The 20,539-nt window shown below is 35.3% G+C and carries 18 protein-coding genes; 5 read left to right on the top strand and 13 right to left on the bottom strand.

Features of this window, described 5'->3' with window-relative positions; all coding sequences use genetic code 11:
• Positions 1 to 6: 6 nt before the first annotated feature.
• The 13 genes from M2306_RS16145 to M2306_RS16085 form a co-directional block, all read right to left on the bottom strand.
• Entirely contained in the window at positions 7 to 2,187 is a 2,181-nt protein-coding gene (locus M2306_RS16145) for a TonB-dependent receptor (RefSeq protein WP_259190265.1), read from the bottom strand.
• 183 nt (positions 2,188 to 2,370) lie between these two features.
• Positions 2,371 to 3,051, bottom strand: a complete 681-nt coding sequence (locus M2306_RS16140; RefSeq protein ID WP_115091856.1) for a glycosyltransferase family 32 protein — start codon at positions 3,049 to 3,051, stop codon at positions 2,371 to 2,373.
• 73 nt (positions 3,052 to 3,124) lie between these two features.
• Positions 3,125 to 3,523 (bottom strand): alternative ribosome rescue aminoacyl-tRNA hydrolase ArfB, encoded by a 399-nt coding sequence (gene arfB / locus M2306_RS16135; protein ID WP_115091857.1) that lies wholly within the window; start codon positions 3,521 to 3,523, stop codon positions 3,125 to 3,127.
• Positions 3,516 to 4,142 carry a nicotinamide riboside transporter PnuC gene (gene pnuC / locus M2306_RS16130; protein WP_259190266.1) on the bottom strand — a complete coding sequence of 209 codons (627 nt, stop codon included), beginning with the start codon at positions 4,140 to 4,142 and terminating at the stop codon, positions 3,516 to 3,518. The genes arfB and pnuC overlap by 8 nt, the downstream gene beginning before the upstream one ends.
• A gap of 61 nt (positions 4,143 to 4,203) precedes the next feature.
• A complete protein-coding gene (locus tag M2306_RS16125; RefSeq protein WP_181816738.1) occupies positions 4,204 to 4,911 on the bottom strand; it encodes a Bax inhibitor-1/YccA family protein in 708 nt (235 codons plus the stop codon).
• Between the two features lie 53 nt (positions 4,912 to 4,964).
• A complete protein-coding gene (locus M2306_RS16120) occupies positions 4,965 to 5,573 on the bottom strand; it encodes a 4'-phosphopantetheinyl transferase family protein (protein WP_259190278.1) in 609 nt (202 codons plus the stop codon).
• Positions 5,574 to 5,674: 101 nt separating this feature from the next.
• Positions 5,675 to 6,559 (bottom strand): DUF4302 domain-containing protein, encoded by an 885-nt coding sequence (locus M2306_RS16115; protein ID WP_115091861.1) that lies wholly within the window; start codon positions 6,557 to 6,559, stop codon positions 5,675 to 5,677.
• Position 6,560: 1 nt separating this feature from the next.
• Positions 6,561 to 7,652, bottom strand: a complete 1,092-nt coding sequence (locus tag M2306_RS16110) for a putative zinc-binding metallopeptidase (RefSeq protein ID WP_115091862.1) — start codon at positions 7,650 to 7,652, stop codon at positions 6,561 to 6,563.
• A gap of 2 nt (positions 7,653 to 7,654) precedes the next feature.
• Positions 7,655 to 9,136 (bottom strand): RagB/SusD family nutrient uptake outer membrane protein, encoded by a 1,482-nt coding sequence (locus M2306_RS16105; protein WP_115091863.1) that lies wholly within the window; start codon positions 9,134 to 9,136, stop codon positions 7,655 to 7,657.
• Between the two features lie 11 nt (positions 9,137 to 9,147).
• Positions 9,148 to 12,522 (bottom strand): SusC/RagA family TonB-linked outer membrane protein, encoded by a 3,375-nt coding sequence (locus M2306_RS16100; protein ID WP_115091864.1) that lies wholly within the window; start codon positions 12,520 to 12,522, stop codon positions 9,148 to 9,150.
• Positions 12,523 to 12,964: 442 nt separating this feature from the next.
• Positions 12,965 to 13,411, bottom strand: coding sequence for a large conductance mechanosensitive channel protein MscL (gene mscL, locus M2306_RS16095; RefSeq protein ID WP_060874807.1), 447 nt, complete (start codon positions 13,409 to 13,411; stop codon positions 12,965 to 12,967).
• Positions 13,412 to 13,475: 64 nt separating this feature from the next.
• On the bottom strand, positions 13,476 to 15,920 hold the full coding sequence (locus tag M2306_RS16090; protein WP_259190281.1) for a bifunctional UDP-N-acetylmuramoyl-tripeptide:D-alanyl-D-alanine ligase/alanine racemase: 2,445 nt from the start codon (positions 15,918 to 15,920) through the stop codon (positions 13,476 to 13,478).
• A 55-nt stretch (positions 15,921 to 15,975) separates the two neighbouring features.
• Positions 15,976 to 16,338: a DsrE family protein gene (locus M2306_RS16085; protein WP_259190282.1), complete on the bottom strand. Its 363-nt coding sequence runs from the start codon at positions 16,336 to 16,338 to the stop codon at positions 15,976 to 15,978.
• Positions 16,339 to 16,541: 203 nt separating this feature from the next.
• Here M2306_RS16085 and M2306_RS16080 point away from each other — a divergent pair, with 203 nt between their 5' ends.
• The 5 genes from M2306_RS16080 (at position 16,542) to M2306_RS16060 (ending at position 20,537) form a co-directional block, all read left to right on the top strand.
• Positions 16,542 to 17,102 carry a YeeE/YedE family protein gene (locus tag M2306_RS16080; RefSeq protein ID WP_181816765.1) on the top strand — a complete coding sequence of 187 codons (561 nt, stop codon included), beginning with the start codon at positions 16,542 to 16,544 and terminating at the stop codon, positions 17,100 to 17,102.
• 11 nt (positions 17,103 to 17,113) lie between these two features.
• Positions 17,114 to 17,527 carry a DUF6691 family protein gene (locus M2306_RS16075; protein ID WP_002987863.1) on the top strand — a complete coding sequence of 138 codons (414 nt, stop codon included), beginning with the start codon at positions 17,114 to 17,116 and terminating at the stop codon, positions 17,525 to 17,527.
• 82 nt (positions 17,528 to 17,609) lie between these two features.
• Positions 17,610 to 18,245, top strand: coding sequence for a Crp/Fnr family transcriptional regulator (locus M2306_RS16070; RefSeq protein WP_115091867.1), 636 nt, complete (start codon positions 17,610 to 17,612; stop codon positions 18,243 to 18,245).
• 3 nt (positions 18,246 to 18,248) lie between these two features.
• Positions 18,249 to 19,034 carry a sulfite exporter TauE/SafE family protein gene (locus tag M2306_RS16065; protein WP_259190287.1) on the top strand — a complete coding sequence of 262 codons (786 nt, stop codon included), beginning with the start codon at positions 18,249 to 18,251 and terminating at the stop codon, positions 19,032 to 19,034.
• Positions 19,035 to 19,109: 75 nt separating this feature from the next.
• A complete protein-coding gene (locus M2306_RS16060; protein ID WP_259190288.1) occupies positions 19,110 to 20,537 on the top strand; it encodes an MBL fold metallo-hydrolase in 1,428 nt (475 codons plus the stop codon).
• Positions 20,538 to 20,539 lie beyond the last annotated feature (2 nt).

Genomic DNA, 20,539 nt, shown 5'->3' with positions numbered 1-20,539 from the left:
TTTTTATTAAAATTTCAGCGTTAAACCTGCTAAAACATTAAAGGTTGCTTGAGGATAATATCCCGCACCATCAATAGCTTGGGTACCATCGAAATCCGACCAATAATACCCATTCGATACGTATTTTACATCAAAAATATTATTTGCTAAAACGGATACACCAATGCTTCTAAACCATTTTTTTACAGGAAACTCATAGTTCAAACTCAAATCATTGACAAAATAAGAATCGAGTTTTGAATTTTTCGCCTCTATATTAGACATATACTGCTCCCCTACAAATTTCGTTAGTAAGGAAACACTCATTCCCTTCAATGGAGTATAAGTTATTGCATTCGAAGCGATGAAATCCGGAGAGAAAGCAATAGACTTTGTTCCAAAATATTGCATTTCTCCTTCCCATAGGTAAGACAAGTTTTTATTTTTATTGGTACTTACCGTCACACTAGGGTTCCAGTACCATTTTTCCAATAGCTTAACCTGAGCGTCAATTTCAATTCCTAAACGGTAACTATCTTTGATATTTTCACGTACCGATGCTCCCACATCATTCAATTGTCCTGTTAAAACCAGTTGATCCTTATATTTCATATAGAAGGCATTTACATTCAGACGCGCACGTTCTGTTTGCATTCTCCATCCCAATTCAAAATCATCTAATTTTTCTGCCTTTGGCATTTGATTAAGTTGACGCTCTTTGTAATCCGTACGATTGGGTTCTTTATTGGCTCTTGCATAAGAGAAATAAAACTGATTTTCCTCATTGGCCTGGAAAGTAATTCCTGCTTTTGGATTCAAGAAATTAAACTTCACATTCACTAGTCCTGTCTCTTCTCCATTAGCTTCATACGTTACTCTACGGTATTGCATATCCCCATATAGGCTCCATTGTTCTGCCACTTGCCAAGTTGCTTTTGCAAAGAAATTTACATCAGTCTTCACAGCATGATCGCGATAATACTCTTGTTTGTAATCAAAATTCACCGGTTGTTTCGCCCATAAGATAGTACCAAAGTGATCTCCCTCATACTTATTCGCCCCACCACCAACAACAACAGTAAGTGCGTCTGCTTTATAGTTAACGTTAAATACCATTCCATAGAAGTGATTATCCAATGCTTTGCGGCGAATTAAATCTGTTCGATTCACTTCTTCCCCATTGACAAACACAGCATCTAAACCGTATTCTTTGACTTTTTGGTTCTTTTTATAATTCTCATAATACCCGTATCCTTTCGTATAGTGCAACGATACATTTGAACTCCATAAATCAGACCATCGTTCACTCCAATGTAATTGGTAGTGATCTTGTTTATAATTATCCGTTTCGTTGTTGTAGAACTGTGTATTTCCTTCGTCGTCCTTATATTTTCCTGATGGATTATAACGACGTCCATACTCATCTATTTCCTCTTGTGATACGCCATTCCATGCTTGATAGGTCTTCTGTTTTCCACCAAAGACTAATGCTTTGATTAACGATGTATTACCAACGTATACCCCTTGCAAGAAGTACGATCTTAAATCCGAAGAGGCGCGATCAATATACCCATCCGAATGAATATCCGACAAACGACCAGCGATTTCAAATTTATCGTTTATTAATCCAGTGCTGAACTTAACCGTTGACTTGCGGGTATTATAGCTTCCAAACGAATTAGCTATTTCTCCGTTGGCTTCTTGCGAATAGTCATCCGTTTTTAAATTTAAACTGGCACCAAAAGCAGCCGAACCATTGGTTGATGTTCCAACACCTCGCTGTAGTTGCAAGTTTTGCACCGAAGAACCAAAATCGGGCATATTCACCCAAAATGACCCTTGTGATTCGCCATCGTTATACGGAATTCCATTTAAGGTCACATTCACACGTGTGGCATCAGAACCACGCACGCGGAAACTCGAATAACCGATTCCATTTCCGGCATCAGTTGTTGTGACTACAGAAGTCATCTGTCCCATTAGTACAGGAATATCCTGTCCTAAATTGCGTTTAGTCAATGCGGCTTTGGACAAATTTTCATAAGCGATCGGCGATTTCCCATCCACGCGAACAGCCGATAAAACGATTTCATTTAAGGCTGTCTTTTGGATTGAATCTTGTACTGTTTGATGTTGTGCGAACCCTGGTATGGCAGCACTTAAACATAAACCAAGAATAAATAATGAATTTACGGTTACTTTTTTCATTCGTAAAAATACTTTCACAAATAAAAGGGGCAATTATTGTTTGATTAATAATTACACGTTCCCATGCAAGGCATTACTTGCACTATATTCCCTTGGCAGCATTACCTGCCCAGGTTCTACGGGTATGATCTCAGCCTGTTCGGCACCCCTTTGAGATTTGAACTGCAAATATAGTCAGTATTATTAAGAATAAAACAAACGGTTGATCCAATCTTTTCTGTTTTTTCCTTGTTGCCATGAACCAGTAAAATGGTGAATTGCATGTGTATCAGAACAAATGCTATATTCACCTGTATAACAGTTCTTCGGGCTAAAAAAGGCTTGGGGATATACTACAGCATTACAAGCTTCAAGATGTTGTTCTTGATTCGTTAATTTTAACCCGTGTAACAAAAAATCCTTGGTGATTGTAATCGTATTAGGTGTAGTATAGTATTTTTTATACAAGTGCTTGCGATAAAAGGACTTGTTTTGATAAAAAGCCAATATCCTTTTTAATATAATATGTTGCTTTACACTTCCAATAACTGCAGTACTCAACAAACAATCTGATTCAAAACCGCAAAAGAATTGATGAGATAAAAAAGGATTAAAACTTTTGATAACTTCAACGTCCGTATCTAAATATATTCCTCCATGTTCATTTAATACATGAATTCGGCAAACATCAGAAACGAAAGCATACTTTTTTTCTTGATAAGCTTCTTGGGCAAATCGATACTTCGCGATATCAAAATTATCTTCTGTCCAAATGATTACTTCATAATCGGGTAAATACTTTGCAATAGAAGCTAAACATTGCATCATTTTTAAAGGATACACTCCTTTTCCAAACCAACACAAATGAATCTTTTTAGGAATCATAGCATAACATAAATATTTTATCAATGATAAAACAACTACATTACACAAGAATCACCTTTACATTATCTGTATGTTATATAATTCGCTTTCTCAATTCTTTTTTCAGGGATAATTTCTTCTTGTTTTCCTGATTTTTTCGAATGACACTTTTGGGAACTTTCGTTTCTTTTCGAATCTTTTGTTGCGTGAGCGCCACCTTAAGTAAGGCGATTAACTTCTGAATGACTAATTCTTTATTCTTAATCTGGCTTCTTGTTTCTTCGGCACTCAAGATAAACAGTCCTTCTTTCGAAATATAATTGCTCAATTTCTTTGATAATCTACTTTTTTCTTCTTCATTAAAAACAGTTGAATCCGCTAGATTCCAAAACAAAACTACTTTAGAAGAAACTTTATTAACATGTTGTCCTCCTGCTCCACCACTTCGCACCGCTTTAAAATTTAATTCCCTAATTAATTCTTGTCTATCCATGAGTCACTTCTTCTTTTTTTAAAATTTTATACCAAGTAATATATGCTTGGACAACCAATATAGTAAAAATTATAAACTGGATAGCTAAAATTCCCAATCCTCGATAAGCATATAACGGAACAGAAATGATATTTCCAATCAACCACATCGTCCAATTTTCTATCTTCTTCAAAGCCATATAGTACATTCCTAAAAAGAACACACCCGAAGTAAAAATATCGATATAATTCTCTGGAGCTATTGGCGTATTCGTCAGGCGGTACACTGCATATACAATTGCTATCGTAAGCACAAAAACCGCTACTCCTATTCTCTTTTCTTTGGCATTCGTTCGACTAATTTGTACGACTTGTTCCCCGGCCTTCATTCTAGACCAATTATACCAACCATAAATGCTCATACAGGAATAGTATCCATTAAGTATCATATCGCCCAAATAACCGGCTAAATAAAGCAAATAGACTGTAATTACCGTTGCTATTAAACCTGTAGGATAGACGAGAATATTTTCCTTGCCTGCATACCACACACTGAGGATACCAAAAACAAAAACGATACTTTCTAATCCAATATTGAGCCAGCTTGTTTCGCGATAGGCTCCAAAGAAAAACTCAATCATACTTTTAGCTTATAAAAAAAGCCATACGAATCGTATGGCTTTACTGTATTTTTTACTTCGATTAATTGTTTCTACTCATTAAGATTCTCAAGATATACCAGAACAATAGCATTAATGAAGCAAACAAGCTCAACGCTGCAGGTACATATTGATCTGCTGCATATTCGTTTTTAATTTGCCAAGTTGAATATAAGATTGAACCCGATGCCAAAGCTACCATGGCTAAAGAAAACCATAAACCAAGGTCAAAGCCAAATAACATTCCTGCAACAATAGTTCCTAACGCCAAGAAAAATCCAATCGTTAGAATAGAACGCATGAATGAGAAGTTTGCATTCGATCCAAATACGACACCTGTTAATCCTAAAAATAAAGCTAGTGTCAATACACCTGCTTGAACAATCAACGATGAATCCCCAGTCATGCTTAGTGCAACAACTAAAATAGGAACGAACAAAAAGGCTTCTGCCAATACATACAACATAAACCCAGCATATTGCTGTGGTTTATTAGCTGTTTTATAAGTTAAGTTTTGTGCAAACCAAGTAACTCCCATAAAGGCACCTAAGATGATTAACCAAGAGAATTTACCCATACCTAATAATTGAAACATCCCGTTTACAACGAAAGGTGTATTCAATAAAATGGTTTCAAATACAATAAATGCAAGTACACCTAAAGCTAAATTACCATAGGTTCTTCTGTAAAACTGTGCCTTAACCGTATCCGATTCATGAGCAACAGCATAAATAGGTTGATTATCTTCCATATCTAAAATTTTTGAGCAATTTACGAAAATTGACTCAATTTTCATTTACTATTTTAATAACTAACAACAAACACGTAATTCTCCAAGCGAAAAGTATGATAGTGCATATTAATTTTAAAATCACCTTGACTAATCTTCGCTTGTTTCTGTTTAACATCAACATCCATATCTTGAGCGAAACTCAGACTGCGCGAATTGCACATTTTAAACAACGCCTCTTTCACAGACCAAATTTCCGTTAAATACTCTTTTTTATCTTCTAAAAGAACTGGTGCTAAGGCTAATTCTTTTTCATTACAAAATTTATTACTCAAACGGATAATCTTATCGCGAATCAATTCGACGTCAACTCCAATATTTTCTTTACTAATAGCTACTATTGCATAATCAAATGAATGAGAAATCGAAATATGTTTCCCTGTACATAAACTAGGTTTCCCATTTGTATCATAGCACAAATCCGCCTCCGCAATATTTAATTGACGTAAAACTTGACGAACAGCTAAAAAAGCCTTTTGATGATTCTCAGACTTCATCTTAGTCAAACGTTCTTCGCTGACGGCACTTAATTGAAGTGATGCTCTTAATTCCTCTAAGGATTCGGTAATATGCCAAACATAAAGTGTTCCCGAATCTACTATAATTTCTTTTACTACTGCCATAACTAAAAAAGTCAGTATACATATACTGACTAAGTGAATTGCAAAAATACAATTTGTTTGAAATAAAAAAAAGAGTCGCAATTGCGACTCTTTTTACCATATTACTTACGAATCAAAATTGTGTTCTCACTGTCGGCTTCTCCATAAAAAGTGTTTCCAATCAAAACTAATTTATCAATCGTTTTTCCATTCTCTAATTCTAAAGCTGGAACCAATTCTACTTCCCCTGCATCGTTCACACCAAAAGTAACAATACCAGTTTCAGTTAACATTTCAGAAATAGAGTTACCACTAATTTTTCCAATATAAGCGGAGCGATGTCTTTCATTAGCTAAGAAATTTAATCTTTTAGATACTCCATCCTGTATTAAAGTAACTTGCTTCATCTCTTCTAACTGATCGTATATTTGCCACTTTGCATCAAATCTAAATTTTTTATCTTCTTGCGTAGCTTTACGAAAAACAACATCTTGTCCAGAAAGGTAACCTGTAGTTAAAATATCTCCGTTTGCTAAATAATCTTTAAACAAAAATTCAATATCGCTACGATTACTATACATTTCCTCCTCACCTGCTTTATTTATAAATGAACCTTGTGTAAATTCATGAATTTTATTTCCATAAGGGAAACTTAAAGCGAAAGTTCTCAACATTGTAAAGTTAAAATCACTAGATTCAACGCCTAAATTATTAACATCAAAATCAGTTTTAACATCGACTTTCCAATCTTCTTTAAAATCAAACCAAACATTGAACTCTCCTAATTGTTTACCTCCATCAGGACGGAAAGTAACAATCCAACCCTCAGCACTTTCATTTACCAAATGATCTTTCATTTGTTGTTTTGCTTTTGCAAGACGTACAATTGGATCATCTTGATACAAATCATTATCATTATTTTGACAAGATGTCAATGCAAGCCCACTAATAAGTACTAAAGCTAAAGCTTTTCCTAACATATTAATTTTTCTATATGCCTTCTTCATATTACAAATCTTTTACTTGTTTAAGAACATCAGCATGATGTTGACAGTATCTTACATTAGCTTTAGAACCGAAAGAACTACCGTTTTTCACTCCAAACGTTGACAAAATTCCATTTGGTGAAGTATTTCTATTCAACATTGGAGATTCCTTAGCATGTTGAACAGCTACTCTACATAATTCATCAAAATCAATATCAAAGTTCTTTTTAAAATAATCTCTTACGAAATTAACTTTGTACTCAATCTTGTTAGCTCCTCCTGGTTTGTAAAACTCTTCAGTTAATCCCATAGCATCTCTTTGAGACTGAGGCAATCCATCAATTCTTCTAACCTCGTCAAGGATTGCTTTATATTCTTCTGGTGTCTTTGACAACATAAATGAAGCTGTCTCAGCAAAATCTTCGATACTATTTGAACGTGAATAACTAGTTAAGAAACCTAAAGTATTTGCATACTTATCGATAGTCCATCCTTTCGCAGACAATTTACTATCAATTTCAAACCATTGTGTTGTATAAGACCCCACATTCATTTTACTGAATTCTGGTTGATTGAATTCTCTATCTTGGTTTATAATATGAATATATTCATGTTGAATTGTATGAATAAACTGTTGAGCTGATTCTAAACTTTTCTCTAAATAATCAACTTCATACAATGTAATTTGCACACCACCTGAAGCTAAACCTAATGTTCTAGTACCATCATCATTAAAAGCATATCCTCCAGCTGTCAATAAAGAGACTGGTCTTAATTTTTTAACGAATTCAATTCCTGCTACATCAACATAACTTTGAATCCAAACTAAATCAACCATTTCGAAAGCTGGTTTAACATTTACTAATTTAGGTGGAAATAAGTTTCTATTGTTATCACGTGTAGGACCATACATATTTCTATCCCAACGATATTTTACCTGAATATTAAATGGCTCGGTAAATCTATCATATAAGAACTTATCTGTATCATTTAGTAATACAAGATTTTCTTCCGGTATATAACTGTTAGAATCTAACTTATCATCTTTTTCACAGCTTACAAATAGCATTGCAGAAATAGACAATACGAATAAACTTTTAAATATCTGTTTCATAATTATCTTTCATTTGGAGTTAAACCTGCCCCTAACGCACTTTGTGGTAACTGAATTGCTTTACGCTTATCTTGTGCGGTTAAAACTTCTCTAGTTCCTTCTATATCAAATGTATGAACAACTTCTAAATTGAAACGTTTAATATCAAACCATCTATATCCCATATGAACAAATTCTCTACGTCTAAGTTCTGAAACATACTTCATAAGACGAGATTGCGTATCATTCATCTGATAGAAAGGTTTGTATTCATCCGCAGTCGGAACACCTCTTAATACATTAGCTAAAGTAACGGTACTTTCATTCAAATTACCTGCTGTTTTAAATTTAGCAAAATAACCAATCATATTAGCGGCTTCATCATATTGATCTTTCATGATTTTTGCCTCAATTCGATACAAGAAAGCTTCGTCAACTGTTAATAAAGGAACATTCACATAAGGCATTCCAGTTCCAGCTCCTTGATTTTCATATACGAAATATTCATGGAACTTAGGTTGGAAATATACATCTTGACTTGCCCAGTATGACATTTCATAAGCATAACTTCTTCCATAAGGATTATATTTGCTCATCATATCATTTAAAATAGGACGAACCATTCCAAATCTAATCGATGAATAATATCTTCTTAATAAAGATCTAGATCCTACAATCAATAAATTTGCTTTTTCTTTTTGATCACCGTAAAGTTGACCTTGTGCATTAGGGAAAACACCAGCATATGTTCTAATGTCACGCAAATTTATTGCCTTGTCTCCAAAAACGTTCGTATATTCTAATACTTTATCCCAGTCTCCTTTATGAGCAAAGAAACGTGCTGCTAAAGCCGATCCTGCTCCTTTAGTAAAGTGGAAGCTTGGATTAGGGCTAAAAAACGCTTCATCTTTTGCTAAACGAACTCCTTCAACAATATCCGCCTCTAATCGAGCATAAACGTCAGCTAAAGTACCTCTTTTGTATTCTTTAATTAACTCTTCTTCTACTTCATCAACATAAGGAATACCTTGCTTAGAAGCAGCTGTATTTGGATCATATGCTTCACAAAACGTATTTGCTAACATCCAGTGAGCATAAGCACGAGCTAACAATGCTTCACCTTTAATTCCTTCATACATTTCTTTTGTCATCTGTACTGTTTCTACAGATTCTAACGCTTGATTTGCTTGAGAAATTGCTTTATATGAAGCCTCCCAAAATTCCGAAGGGGAATCCCAACTTTCTTGAGTTTCATCTTTCCAAGAATAATATGCAGTATTATCTAAAGCAGTATTAGCTGTTCTTCTAGAGTCTCCAAAATTATCCGTCATTGCTTCTAAAGCATAAAAATTATTTGCAGACGGATAAGCGTAAACTAATAATTGCTTAATCTTTTCAGGACTATCTATAGTAGTTCTTTGATCAGGATTCTCTTCTAAAAAACTAGAACAACCTACCAAAGCAATACCTGCAACAACTCCCGTAATATATTTTAAATATCTCATACTTTGATTGATTAAATTGATAAGTTCAATGTTAATGTATACTGTCTTGTAACTGGCATAGCTACCCCTCCTACTCTGAAGAATTCAGGATCTTGTCCATTTAACTTTTTATCAGAATATAATAAGAAAGGATTTGTTACTGATAATTTCACTCCTAAAGACGATACTCTCATTTGTTTTTTAACTAACTCAGGGAATTCATATCCTAATGTAATATTCTTAATACGGATAAAATCACCTTTCGCAATACGTTGATCAGAATAGTTATAAGTATTATAAGCTCTATCTAAACTACGACCATATTTATCAATCATATCAGCAGAAGCAATAACAGGTACATTTGTAGTATTCTCATCACCTGCAATCACCCAACGGTTATTCATTGCTTTTGTAAAGATTTGTGTATCGTTGTATTGAGAACTAAAATTAGGATCTAAACGAACTACGTTCCCCCAAGCAGCCACAGTCATTACATCTAAAGACCAGTTTTCGTATTGGAATGTATTATTAAAACCAATTGTTTTGTTTGGCTCAACTGTACCTTCATATTTCAAATAACCTACAACATCTTGAGTATCTTGGAAGTTAGCACCACCTACGTTATCCGTTTCACCATCAGCCATTACATATGTTGGTAATCCTTCTGAGTTCAAACCTGTAAATTCATAAGAATATAATACGTTTCTTGGCTTACCTACTACATTACCACCTGTTTTTGCTATTAAATCGAACGCACGTGGTGTATAGCTTAATTTTTTAATTTTTTGATCGTAATAAGACACATTCAGATTTGATGTCCATTTGAATGATTTAGTATCGATATTTCTTGTCGTTAAACTTAACTCAACTCCTTTAGTTGTCATATCGGCATTATTACCCCATTTGTATGTCTCACCTCCGATTCCTGATGTTCTAACTTGATCTACTAAATCAAAAGCTTGTCTTTGATAAATATCTGTTGATAAATAGATTCTGTTTTTAAATAATCCCATATCAAGCCCAATATTTGCCTCATATTGTTTTTCCCAAGTTAAATCACCATTTTTAAGGTTTTCAATTTGCATACCAACTTCTCTTGTATTTGGGTCAAAACGAGATACTGTTAAAGCGTTTTTAAATACAGCTGACGAGTTGGATGCTGGTCCTGCAGTAGCAGTCAAACCATAAGAACCTCTTAAACTTAAATCAGAAAATGTAGTTTGATTCATCATCCATTCTTCCTGGATAATATTCCATTTACCCGAAGCTGTCCATGTAGGTAACCACATAGCACCCGATTGCCCTTGTTGATTAGAAGCATCATAACGACCAGTTAATGAAGCAGTATATTTTCCATCATATGTATAGTTAACTCTCGCAAAGAAACCTACATTACGTTCTTTCTCATATCCTCTTTTAAATAAAGCATCCCCTTCTGCAAATAACTTGCGATATAGTTTATGGTTAGGATTTCCTAAATATCCATTATCATACATAATTCCATATGTATCCTGAGCACTAAAATCGCGATCAATTACTCTGATTTCAGAACCTCCGAAAGCATTAATTTCATGTTGACCATTTTTTCCAAAAATCTTATCATAAGAGAATGAATTTCTCCAGTTGATAGCTGTCATTTTATTTTGATATCTATACCAGATACCTCCATCTTTCAATACCACTTCTTTTTCACCATCTAAATGATCTGGGTCTTGGTATAAGTAAATATTTTGATCTTTTACAACTGTAGTTTCAGCAGCTCTAAATGCTTGAACTACGTTTGACCCTTCACGAACATCATGATCACGATCTGAAATAACATAGCGCAATGCAGCTGATGAATTAAATTTCAAACCATCCATTAATTTATACTCAAAATCTGCTTGTAATTTAATATCCTTTACATCTAAAGTCATATTATTATTATCAAGCTCATTTAAAATATTAAAAGGTGCCCAGTTTTGTCTATAAGTTTCATAGAACCCATCATTATCATATGGACGAAGCGCTCTTGATGTATTCAAAGCATAGTTAAATGGGTTGATATCAAAATCACGTGATACGGATCCTCCAACAGGGTCATCTTGACGGTCAAAACTTCCTGGAGCATCTTGTTTTCTGCTAGAAAATACAGTTGACAAACCTAAATTCATTCTATCATTAAAGTAGAATGTCGTTTTTAAGTTGGCCGTAATACGTTGTACTTGGTCTGCAATTGTCCATCCTGGATCTTTCATATATCCAACAGATGCATAATATGTAGCATTTTCACTACCCCCACTAAAACTCAACGAGTGATTTTGCATAATTGATGGTCTAAACAAGTGCTTGAACCAATCTGTATTAGCATACTCGTATTGACGTAAGAAATCATATTTATTACCTGGTGTATTTATCTCTCTATAACCACCTTTATGATCTTCTCCTCCTAGTGGATCGTAGGTATTATAAGATTTAAACCATAAATTGTAGATACCACCATATCTCCCTTGAGAAATAGTAGGATCAGTTAACAATCCTTTATCTTCCATCTCTAATAAAATCCCCATTGTAGATTGAGAATTTAAAATATCAAAACTTCCATAATTAGGAATTTCACGAATTGTGTTTTCCATATTATAGTTTACAGTTAAAGGTGTATTTTTCCTACCTGATTTAGTAGTAATTACAACTACTCCATTCATTGCGCGAGCACCATAAATAGAAGTAGCAGCAGCATCTTTCAAAATCTCAATACTCAACACGTCATTCGCGTTCAACCCTGCAACAGCAGAACTCAACATAGTTGAAGCGTTACCCGAAGCTAAATCCTCGAAAGAAACGTTGATAATTTCTTCTTGAACCATACCATCAATAACCCATAACGGTTTTGTATCACCAAAAATAGAAGAAGAACCACGAACTGTGATTTTCGGTGCAGCACCAAATGTACCAGTAACGTTTTGTACTGTTACCCCAGCTGCTTTCCCTTCGATCATTCTACTCACGTCAGGAACACCATCTACTTTTAATTCTTTTTCAGAAATTCTACTAACTGCCCCTGTAAACGTTCTTTTGTTCACAGACTCGTAACCTGTTGTAACGATGTTAATTTCGTCTAACGTACTGTCTTCTTTTAAGACTACGTTGATAACGCTGGCTTTTCCGACTTTCTTCTCCACAGAATTCATCATAACAAATGAAAACACTAAAACAGCATTATCATCTTTTACGTTAATGGAGAAATTACCATCTAAGTCAGTACCAACACCTTCTTGGGTACCTTTAATCAACACACTCGCTCCTGGAAGAGGATACCCATCCCCATCAGAAACGCGTCCTGTAACCTTTCTGCTTTGCGCAAACCCCTCATTTACCATTAGCAAGGCTGCTATAACAAAGAAGAAATGAAGTACAATTTTCCTCATGTTTTATTAATTTTAAATTGTTTAACAAACAAATAACAAAAAATCGACATTTGCTAATTTTATGTTATTTTTTTACAATACGAAAAAGTTAAAAAATGTATTGCATTGTTTTACAAACAATTACAAAGACACCCCTTAAAGTCTAATTCTATGTGGGAAGATACAGTATAATATAACGAAAAACAAAATCTTAAAAGAATACACTAACCATAAAAACAGATGTTAACAAAAGCAAAATAATCAAACAATAGCACCAAAACGACCTATCAAAGTTAACAATACACCCTCAATTATTGCATCATCTTAATTTCTGCTAAATAAAACTTTAACTAAATTAAAAACAAGATGAAAGACATCTTTAATATCTACTTTAATAAAGCGCATAAAAAAAGGAGATTGGTTAGTTCCAATCTCCTTTTTTCTTTGATTAAATTATAATCGTTTATTTTCCTTGATTTTTCAACAAATCTCTGATCTCTGCCAATAAATCCTCTTGCGTTGGTGCTGGCGGTCCTGCTGGCTCTGGTGCAACTGCAGCCTCTTCTTTCTTTCTCAATTGGTTAATTCCTTTTACCATTAAGAATACACAGAATGCCAATAACGTAAAGTTGATTACCTCTGTAATGAAACTACCGTAAGCAAAGATAACGTTACCATCTACTCCTCTTGCTGCAGCTAAAGGTGCACCGTCTGGAGCTTCTCCTTTTAAAACTACATACATATTGGTAAAGTCTGGTGTACCAATGATTGCAGATACTAAGGGCATAATAACATCATTTACGATACTTGTAACGATTTTACCAAATGCTCCCCCAATGATAACCCCTACTGCTAGGTCCATTACATTGCCTTTTACAGCAAATTCTTTAAATTCTTTTAAAAATCCCATAGTTAAATTTTTATTGATTGCTTTTAACAAAAATACTTATTTTATTCTAAAAAAAAACTTTTTTTCACTCTTCAAAAAAAATTCTTTTAACTCTTTGAGATACACTTGTTATAATCTCGTACGGAATCGTGTGAATAGCCTCCGCTATAATCGTGGTCGGTAAATCTTCTCCAAAAATAATTACCTCATCACCTTCCCTACAATTAATTGCTGTTACATCAACCATTAACATGTCCATACAAATCGATCCTGTTATCGGTGCTTTTTGATTTTGTATTAAAACATAACCACCATTACTTCCCCATACGCGATGAATACCATCTGCATATCCAATCGGAACCGTTGCAATCTTCGTTGGATGCTCTGCTCTAAAACGACGACCATAGCCAACGCTCTCAGCGGTATCAATTTCTTTCACTTGCATGATGCGGGTTTTTAACGTTCCTACATTGCGCAATTGTTTCATTTCACCTGCATCATTTCCGATTCCGTACAATCCAATACCCAAACGCACCATATCCATTTGATAAGATGCATAGTTGAAAATACCCGAAGTATTCAAAATATGTAAAATCGGTTGAATCTGTAATTGCTCCTTAATATAGGTACTACTTTTTTCAAACAGTTCCATTTGTCCTAAAGTGAAATCCTGGTAGATATCCATATCACTAGACGACAGATGTGAAAAAATAGATTTCACCTCCACGCTATTGCTGTGCTTTAAAATTGCAATCAGTTCATTCAATTCCTGTGCAACAAATCCGTGGCGATGCATCCCTGTTTCTACCTTAATATGTATCGGATATTGATATGCATTTTTTTCACGTACAATTTGAAGAAAAGCTTGTAGCTCTCGAATCGAATAAATCTCCGGTTCTAAATCATACGCGAGCATAGCGGAAAAAGCGCTAATCTCTGGATTCATTACAATGATATTCGTTTTGATTCCCGCTTTGCGCAGTGCAATTCCCTCATCCGCAAAAGCCACTCCTAAATAACTGACTTTTTCATGTTCCAATAACTTCGCAATTTCTACGCTTCCATGTCCATAACCAAACGCCTTCACCATAACCATGGTTTTTGTTTCTGGTTTTAATTTAGAACGATAGAAATTTAAATTATGTCGAATAGCGGTAAGGTTGATCTCCAATACCGTTTCATGTGTTTTTTCCTCTAATAAACTAACAATTTTATCAAAGCGAAAACCGCGGGCTCCTTTCACTAAGATTGTTTCATCGACAAATTCATCCATGGATACTTTTTGCAGGAATTCATCCGTAGAAGCAAAGAAACGCATCGCAATAGAATCTTTGCCATATTGACCAATTTCTTCCCCAATGCAAATCACTTTTCCAATTTGGTAACTCGTCAATAAGTGATTGACTTGTTGATATAATTCTTTAGGTTCTAATCCACTGTGAAAAACATCCGAAAGAATAACCGTTTTATTCGCATTACTTCGATGCTTTTCCAAGAAATCTAAAGCAATACTCAACGATTGAAAATCGGAGCTATAAGCATCATCAATAATCGAACAATTGTTGATTCCCTTTTTTACTTGCAAGCGCAATTCAACCGCATACAACTTTTTAATGCGTGCTTGTATCGCCTCAACCGGATACTTCATCACCAGCATTGTCAAGATACAAGTCATGCAATTTCGAACGGCAAATTCATCTGTAAAAGGGAGTTCTACAGTGAAGGTTTCTACCTTATTATATAGTACAATTAACTTATCTCCTTTCACTTGACCGTATAAGTCTGAATTTGAATCCGTTAAACTCCAAGTAATAAACGTAGTTGTTGGAGGTAATGCAGCGATAATTCGACTGTCTTTTTCCCCCAGTATTATAGGTGTGTGAACAAACAGTTCCATCTTTTCTCGGATCTTCTGTTCTTCATTTTCAAATCCGTCTTGATGTTCACTTGTAAGCGAGGTAATAATTCCCAAAGTTGGTTGCACAATGGGTTGCAAATGCTTCATCTCATCAATCGTAGATATCCCGACTTCAAACAAACCGATCGTGTGTTGTTCGGCCATTCCAAATACCGATAAAGGAACTCCCGTTTGTGAGTTGTAACTCTTCGGACTTTTGATAATGGAATATTCATTGCTCAGTAGAAAATTCAGCCATTCTTTGACTACCGTTTTTCCTCTACTTCCCGTTATTCCCACTACGGGAATATCAAATTTTTTACGATGCCAAGTGGCTGCTTGTTGCAGCGCGTGTAACGTATCCTGTACCACAAAATACGTTACTCCTGGCTGCTGTATTATTTTTGATTGATCAGATACCACAAAGTAGGTAACTCCCAATCGAATAAGTTCCTCAATATAGGCATGCCCATCGTGATTTGGTCCAACTAATGCGAAAAACAAGGTTGTACTATCATTCAAAAGCGTTCTGCTATCAACAGAAACACGATGAATTTCGAAGTGCTCAACTTCCTTATCTCCAACTACCTCAGCATGTAGATAAGCACAGAAATCTGCAGTAACAATATTCATTAATTAGTCTTTATTCATTTGGACACAAAGGTAAATAGAGTGGATGTTTTGACCGCTATAAATTGCATTTAATATACGCCCATCCCTCTTCTTGTTTTTCAATAATAGCGATCAATCCCGAAGGTACATAAGCCACGTGTTCTATAATATCATCTTTCTCTATTTGACGTACGCGAATCGTGTTTTCACATGCAAAAAATTGAACGCCTTTTTGAATGGCTTGTTTCAAAGCATCGCCTACCATCGTTTTCGTTTTTCTCACCATTCCAATAGCGGGGCCATGTACCACCACATGGATTTCTACATCATTTCCCCAATGGTTAATCACATTCGTTACATAGGTCACTAAAGCGTTTTGTTCATTGATATTTTCCGTATTCATTTGAAAAACAACTCTATGTTTCTTTCCTGTATTCATAATTCTACTAGTTTAATTTTTGTTTTTTGTTGATTAAATATAAAGCTACTAAATCCTTTTTCATTATCCGATATTTTCTTTTGTTTTTTATAGCTATTATACCTACTTCTCCTTCAATTTAAACTGAATGTATCAAAAGTTACTGTACACCAATAAAATAATGTAGAAATTTGCCCCATACAAAATTAAATAGACGTGTTATGATACATTGGATTTACGAACCTTGGCCTTGGTATATTGGTGGACTTTTTATTGCCACAACTTTAGTACTCCTCCTTTTTATGGGGAAAACATTTGGCTTTTCTTCCAATTTACGAACGATGTGTTCTATGATGGGAGCTGGAAAAACGTGTGATTTTTTCTGCTTCAATTGGAAAGCCCAAACGTGGAATTTACTCTTCTTAGTAGGAACTATACTTGGTGGTTTTATCGCTTATCATTTCTTAAGTGTAGACGCTGCAGCCGTTCCTTTAGGAGAAAACACCATTCAGAAATTAAACAAATTGGGATTTGAAAGCGCAGGTAAAACCTATGTCCCGACAGAATTATATGGCGATGATGCCTTTTCCTCTATTAAAACCATCCTTTTACTATTAGTTGCTGGTTTTTTTGTTGGTTTTGGATCGAGATATGCAGGTGGATGTACTTCTGGACATGCCATTTCGGGCTTGAGTAACTTCCAATTACCTTCTCTAATCGCTGTTATTGGATTCTTTATCGGTGGGCTCATTATGGTTCATCTTATTTTTCCTTTCTTATTCTAAACGCATCAAAAATGAAAAAAATAGCTTACTTATTTGTAGGAATGATATTTGGTATTGGTATGTTCAAATCAGGAGCCGCTTCTTGGTTTAGAATTTACGAAATGTTCCAATTTGACAGCTTCCACATGTATGGAATTATGGGTACTGCCCTTACGTTAGCCGTAATTGCAACCCTAATCATAAAGAAGAAAAAAATGAAGGATTTTTCTGGAAATCCCATTCTTTTTCACCCCAAAGAAAAGAGTATTCCCCGTTATTTAATTGGCGGAACGTTCTTTGGGTTAGGTTGGGCGCTTGGAGGTGCATGTCCTGGCCCTATGTTTGCCTTACTAGGCGCAGGTTTTTACCCCATTATCATAGCTATTATTGGGGCTTTAGCAGGAACTTGGTTTTATGGATTGGTCAAAAAATGGCTGCCACATTAAAAATTAGATACAGATGTTCTCCTATTTTTGATACCTAAACCATTTATACTATCTTTAAATCCAAACAACGAGAGGAGTTATTATGGGACATATTATTAGAGAGAAATACCGCAATCTTTTTGAAGAAAAATTGTTAGATGAAATCATTGAAGTATCAACAATTAAAGATTTTACAGAAGGAGAACGCCTGATGGAAATTGGGGAATACATTAAAAAAATTCCTTTATTATTATCTGGTGCGATCAAAATTATACGCGAAGATCAAAAAGAAGGAGAGATTGTACTGTACTATATTGAAGAAGGAGATACCTGTGCGATGACCTTAACCTGTTGTTTAGGAGAAACGAAGAGTCAAGTGCGCTCAATTGCAGAAAAAGATGGGAGTGTCATCTTAGTTCCTGTAAGTAAAATGGACGATTGGCTCGTTCGTTATAAAAGCTGGCGCAACTTCGTATTGACGAGCTACAACAACAGAATGAATGAATTGTTAGTTGCTGTTGACAGTTTGGCTTTCATGAATATGGAAGAGCGCTTATGTAAACTACTCCAAGACAAAGGCAAGATTTACAACAGTACGTTTATTCACAACACCCATCAAGAACTCGCTGATGAATTAAACACCTCTAGAGTTGTTATCTCTCGTATTTTAAAGACGTTAGAAAATCAAGGAATCATTCGCTTAAATAGAAAACACATCGAATTACTCCAAAAAACCTAAACTATGGATATAGCATTTGTCGGTTACGCATTAGCCCTTTTAGTTGGTATTTCACTTGGCTTAATTGGCAGTGGAGGATCTATCTTAACGGTGCCTATTTTGGTGTATATTTTAAAAATAGAACCTTTTTTAGCAACCGCCTATTCGCTATTCATTGTTGGCTCAACGGCTCTAGTTGGAGGCGTACAGAATGCCATTAATCGCAAGGTAAACTACAAGTTGGTCTTGCTCTTTGGTATCCCTTCCCTACTGGCCGTTTATGTGATGCGGGCGTATGTATTGCCTTTAGTTCCTGATACGATTGCTATTGGATCATTAAATCTATCCAAGAATTTAATACTCATGGTGCTCTTTGCCCTCGTGATGTTTGCATCCGCTATGAAAATGATTCGCCCAAAAGCCATAACCCAAACGCAATCCCAGCCTCAGCAAATTCAATTGATCCTACAAGGAGTTCTCATTGGAGTAGTTGCAGGAACCGTAGGCGCTGGTGGAGGATTTCTAATTATTCCAGCCTTGATTTTATTTGCTAATGTAAGCATGAAAGAAGCGGTGGGTACCTCCTTATTTATCATTGCGATTCAATCGTTATTCGGTTTTTTAGGCGATGTTAGCAATCCGCTTTTGGATTGGAACTTGTTACTGATATTCAGTGCAATTTCCATCGTTGGAATATTTCTGGGGATATTTCTAACGCGTTATATCCCAGATCATAACTTAAAAAAAGGATTTGGCTATTTTGTATTACTAATGGCCTTATACATTTTTAGCAAAGAAGTGTTTTTCTAGTTTGTAACTTAGGTTACAGCACAATTCAAAACATCTTCTTACTTTTACTATATCAATTAAAAATAAACACGACTTATGAAGATAGAACAAATTTATACCGGATGTCTAGCACAAGGTGCTTACTATATAGAGAGTAATGGCGAAGTTGCTATTATTGACCCCCTACGTGAAGTACAACAATACGTAGACAAAGCGACAAAGGATCAAGCGACAATCAAATACATATTCGAAACGCATTTTCATGCTGATTTCGTGAGTGGACACGTTACTTTAGCTGAAAAAACAGGAGCTCCGATTGTCTATGGACCAAATGCTAACCCAACATTTAAAGCACATATTGCTACAGATGGCGAAGTATTTAAATTGGGGAATATTACGATTACAGCACTACATACACCAGGGCATACCATGGAAAGTACCACCTATCTATTAAAAGATGAAAACGGGAAAGATCATGCTATTTTCACAGGTGATACGCTTTTCTTAGGTGATGTAGGTCGTCCTGATTTAGCACAAAAGGCGGCTAGTTTAACACAAGAACAATTAGCCGCTACGTTATACCACAGTTTACGCGATAAAATCATGCCTTTAGCGGATGATGTTATTGTTTATCCAGCGCATGGAGCAGGATCTGCTTGTGGAAAAAACTTGAGCAAAGAAACGGTAGGAACACTAGGGGACCAAAAACAAACCAACTATGCGTTACGTGCAGATATGACGGAAGCTGAGTTTGTCAAAGAGGTAACGGATGGTTTATTACCCCCTCCTGCTTATTTCCCATTAAACGTAAAATTAAACAAAGAAGGATACGACGACGTGGAGAATATCATCAATAACAATAAAGCTTTACAACCCAATGATTTTGAGGTGTTAGCAGATGAATCTGGTGCTTTATTACTCGATGTACGATCAGCTGCTGATTTTGCACAAGGACATATCCCAGGATCTATTTTTATTGGATTAGATGGACAGTTTGCCCCATGGGTAGGAGCATTAATCACAGATATTAAACAACCTATTTTAATCATTGCTCCTGAAGGACGCGAACAAGAATGTATCATTCGCTTATCACGTGTGGGCTATGACAATTCGTTAGGTTATTTAGCTGGTGGTTTTAACGCATGGAAAAATGCAGGTAAAGAATATGACACCATTCAACAAGTAACGGCGGATGAGTTAGAATCAGCGATGAAAGCAGGAGATATCTCTATTTTTGATGTAAGAAAACCAGGAGAATACGATGCTGCTCATATTGATTACAAAAACCTCAACCATACCCCGTTAGATTTCTTAAACGATCATTTAGCGACATTCCCAACAACTGGTCATTTTTACATTCACTGTGCGGGAGGATATCGCTCACTTATTGCGGCTTCTATCTTGAAAGCAAGAGGATACCACAATATGATTGATGTAATTGGCGGATTTGGCGCGATTAAAAATACAGGTATTGCTTTAGCAGACAACAGCTGTACCTCTACTTGTTCTTCCAATTTAAAATAAAA

It is taken from the genome of Myroides gitamensis, assembly GCF_029894455.1.
Classification (GTDB): Bacteria; Bacteroidota; Bacteroidia; order Flavobacteriales; family Flavobacteriaceae; genus Flavobacterium; species Flavobacterium odoratum.
The sequence above is the reverse complement of the archived record's forward strand: the minus strand, read 5'-3'. Positions and strand labels throughout refer to the sequence as shown.

What these genes read in the sequence shown, in the direction of transcription:
- M2306_RS16115 (WP_115091861.1), bottom strand. Translation starts at nt 6,559, where the DNA reads ATGAAGAAGGCATATAGAAAAATTAATATGTTAGGAAAAGCTTTAGCT.
- M2306_RS16065 (WP_259190287.1), top strand. Translation starts at nt 18,249, where the DNA reads ATGGATATAGCATTTGTCGGTTACGCATTAGCCCTTTTAGTTGGTATT.
- arfB (WP_115091857.1), bottom strand. Translation starts at nt 3,523, where the DNA reads ATGGATAGACAAGAATTAATTAGGGAATTAAATTTTAAAGCGGTGCGA.
- M2306_RS16100 (WP_115091864.1), bottom strand. Translation starts at nt 12,522, where the DNA reads ATGAGGAAAATTGTACTTCATTTCTTCTTTGTTATAGCAGCCTTGCTA.
- mscL (WP_060874807.1), bottom strand. Translation starts at nt 13,411, where the DNA reads ATGGGATTTTTAAAAGAATTTAAAGAATTTGCTGTAAAAGGCAATGTA.
- M2306_RS16140 (WP_115091856.1), bottom strand. Translation starts at nt 3,051, where the DNA reads ATGATTCCTAAAAAGATTCATTTGTGTTGGTTTGGAAAAGGAGTGTAT.
- M2306_RS16110 (WP_115091862.1), bottom strand. Translation starts at nt 7,652, where the DNA reads ATGAAACAGATATTTAAAAGTTTATTCGTATTGTCTATTTCTGCAATG.
- M2306_RS16090 (WP_259190281.1), bottom strand. Translation starts at nt 15,920, where the DNA reads ATGAATATTGTTACTGCAGATTTCTGTGCTTATCTACATGCTGAGGTA.
- M2306_RS16105 (WP_115091863.1), bottom strand. Translation starts at nt 9,136, where the DNA reads ATGAGATATTTAAAATATATTACGGGAGTTGTTGCAGGTATTGCTTTG.
- M2306_RS16145 (WP_259190265.1), bottom strand. Translation starts at nt 2,187, where the DNA reads ATGAAAAAAGTAACCGTAAATTCATTATTTATTCTTGGTTTATGTTTA.
- M2306_RS16060 (WP_259190288.1), top strand. Translation starts at nt 19,110, where the DNA reads ATGAAGATAGAACAAATTTATACCGGATGTCTAGCACAAGGTGCTTAC.
- M2306_RS16120 (WP_259190278.1), bottom strand. Translation starts at nt 5,573, where the DNA reads ATGGCAGTAGTAAAAGAAATTATAGTAGATTCGGGAACACTTTATGTT.
- M2306_RS16075 (WP_002987863.1), top strand. Translation starts at nt 17,114, where the DNA reads ATGAAAAAAATAGCTTACTTATTTGTAGGAATGATATTTGGTATTGGT.
- M2306_RS16085 (WP_259190282.1), bottom strand. Translation starts at nt 16,338, where the DNA reads ATGAATACAGGAAAGAAACATAGAGTTGTTTTTCAAATGAATACGGAA.
- pnuC (WP_259190266.1), bottom strand. Translation starts at nt 4,142, where the DNA reads ATGATTGAGTTTTTCTTTGGAGCCTATCGCGAAACAAGCTGGCTCAAT.
- M2306_RS16070 (WP_115091867.1), top strand. Translation starts at nt 17,610, where the DNA reads ATGGGACATATTATTAGAGAGAAATACCGCAATCTTTTTGAAGAAAAA.
- M2306_RS16125 (WP_181816738.1), bottom strand. Translation starts at nt 4,911, where the DNA reads ATGGAAGATAATCAACCTATTTATGCTGTTGCTCATGAATCGGATACG.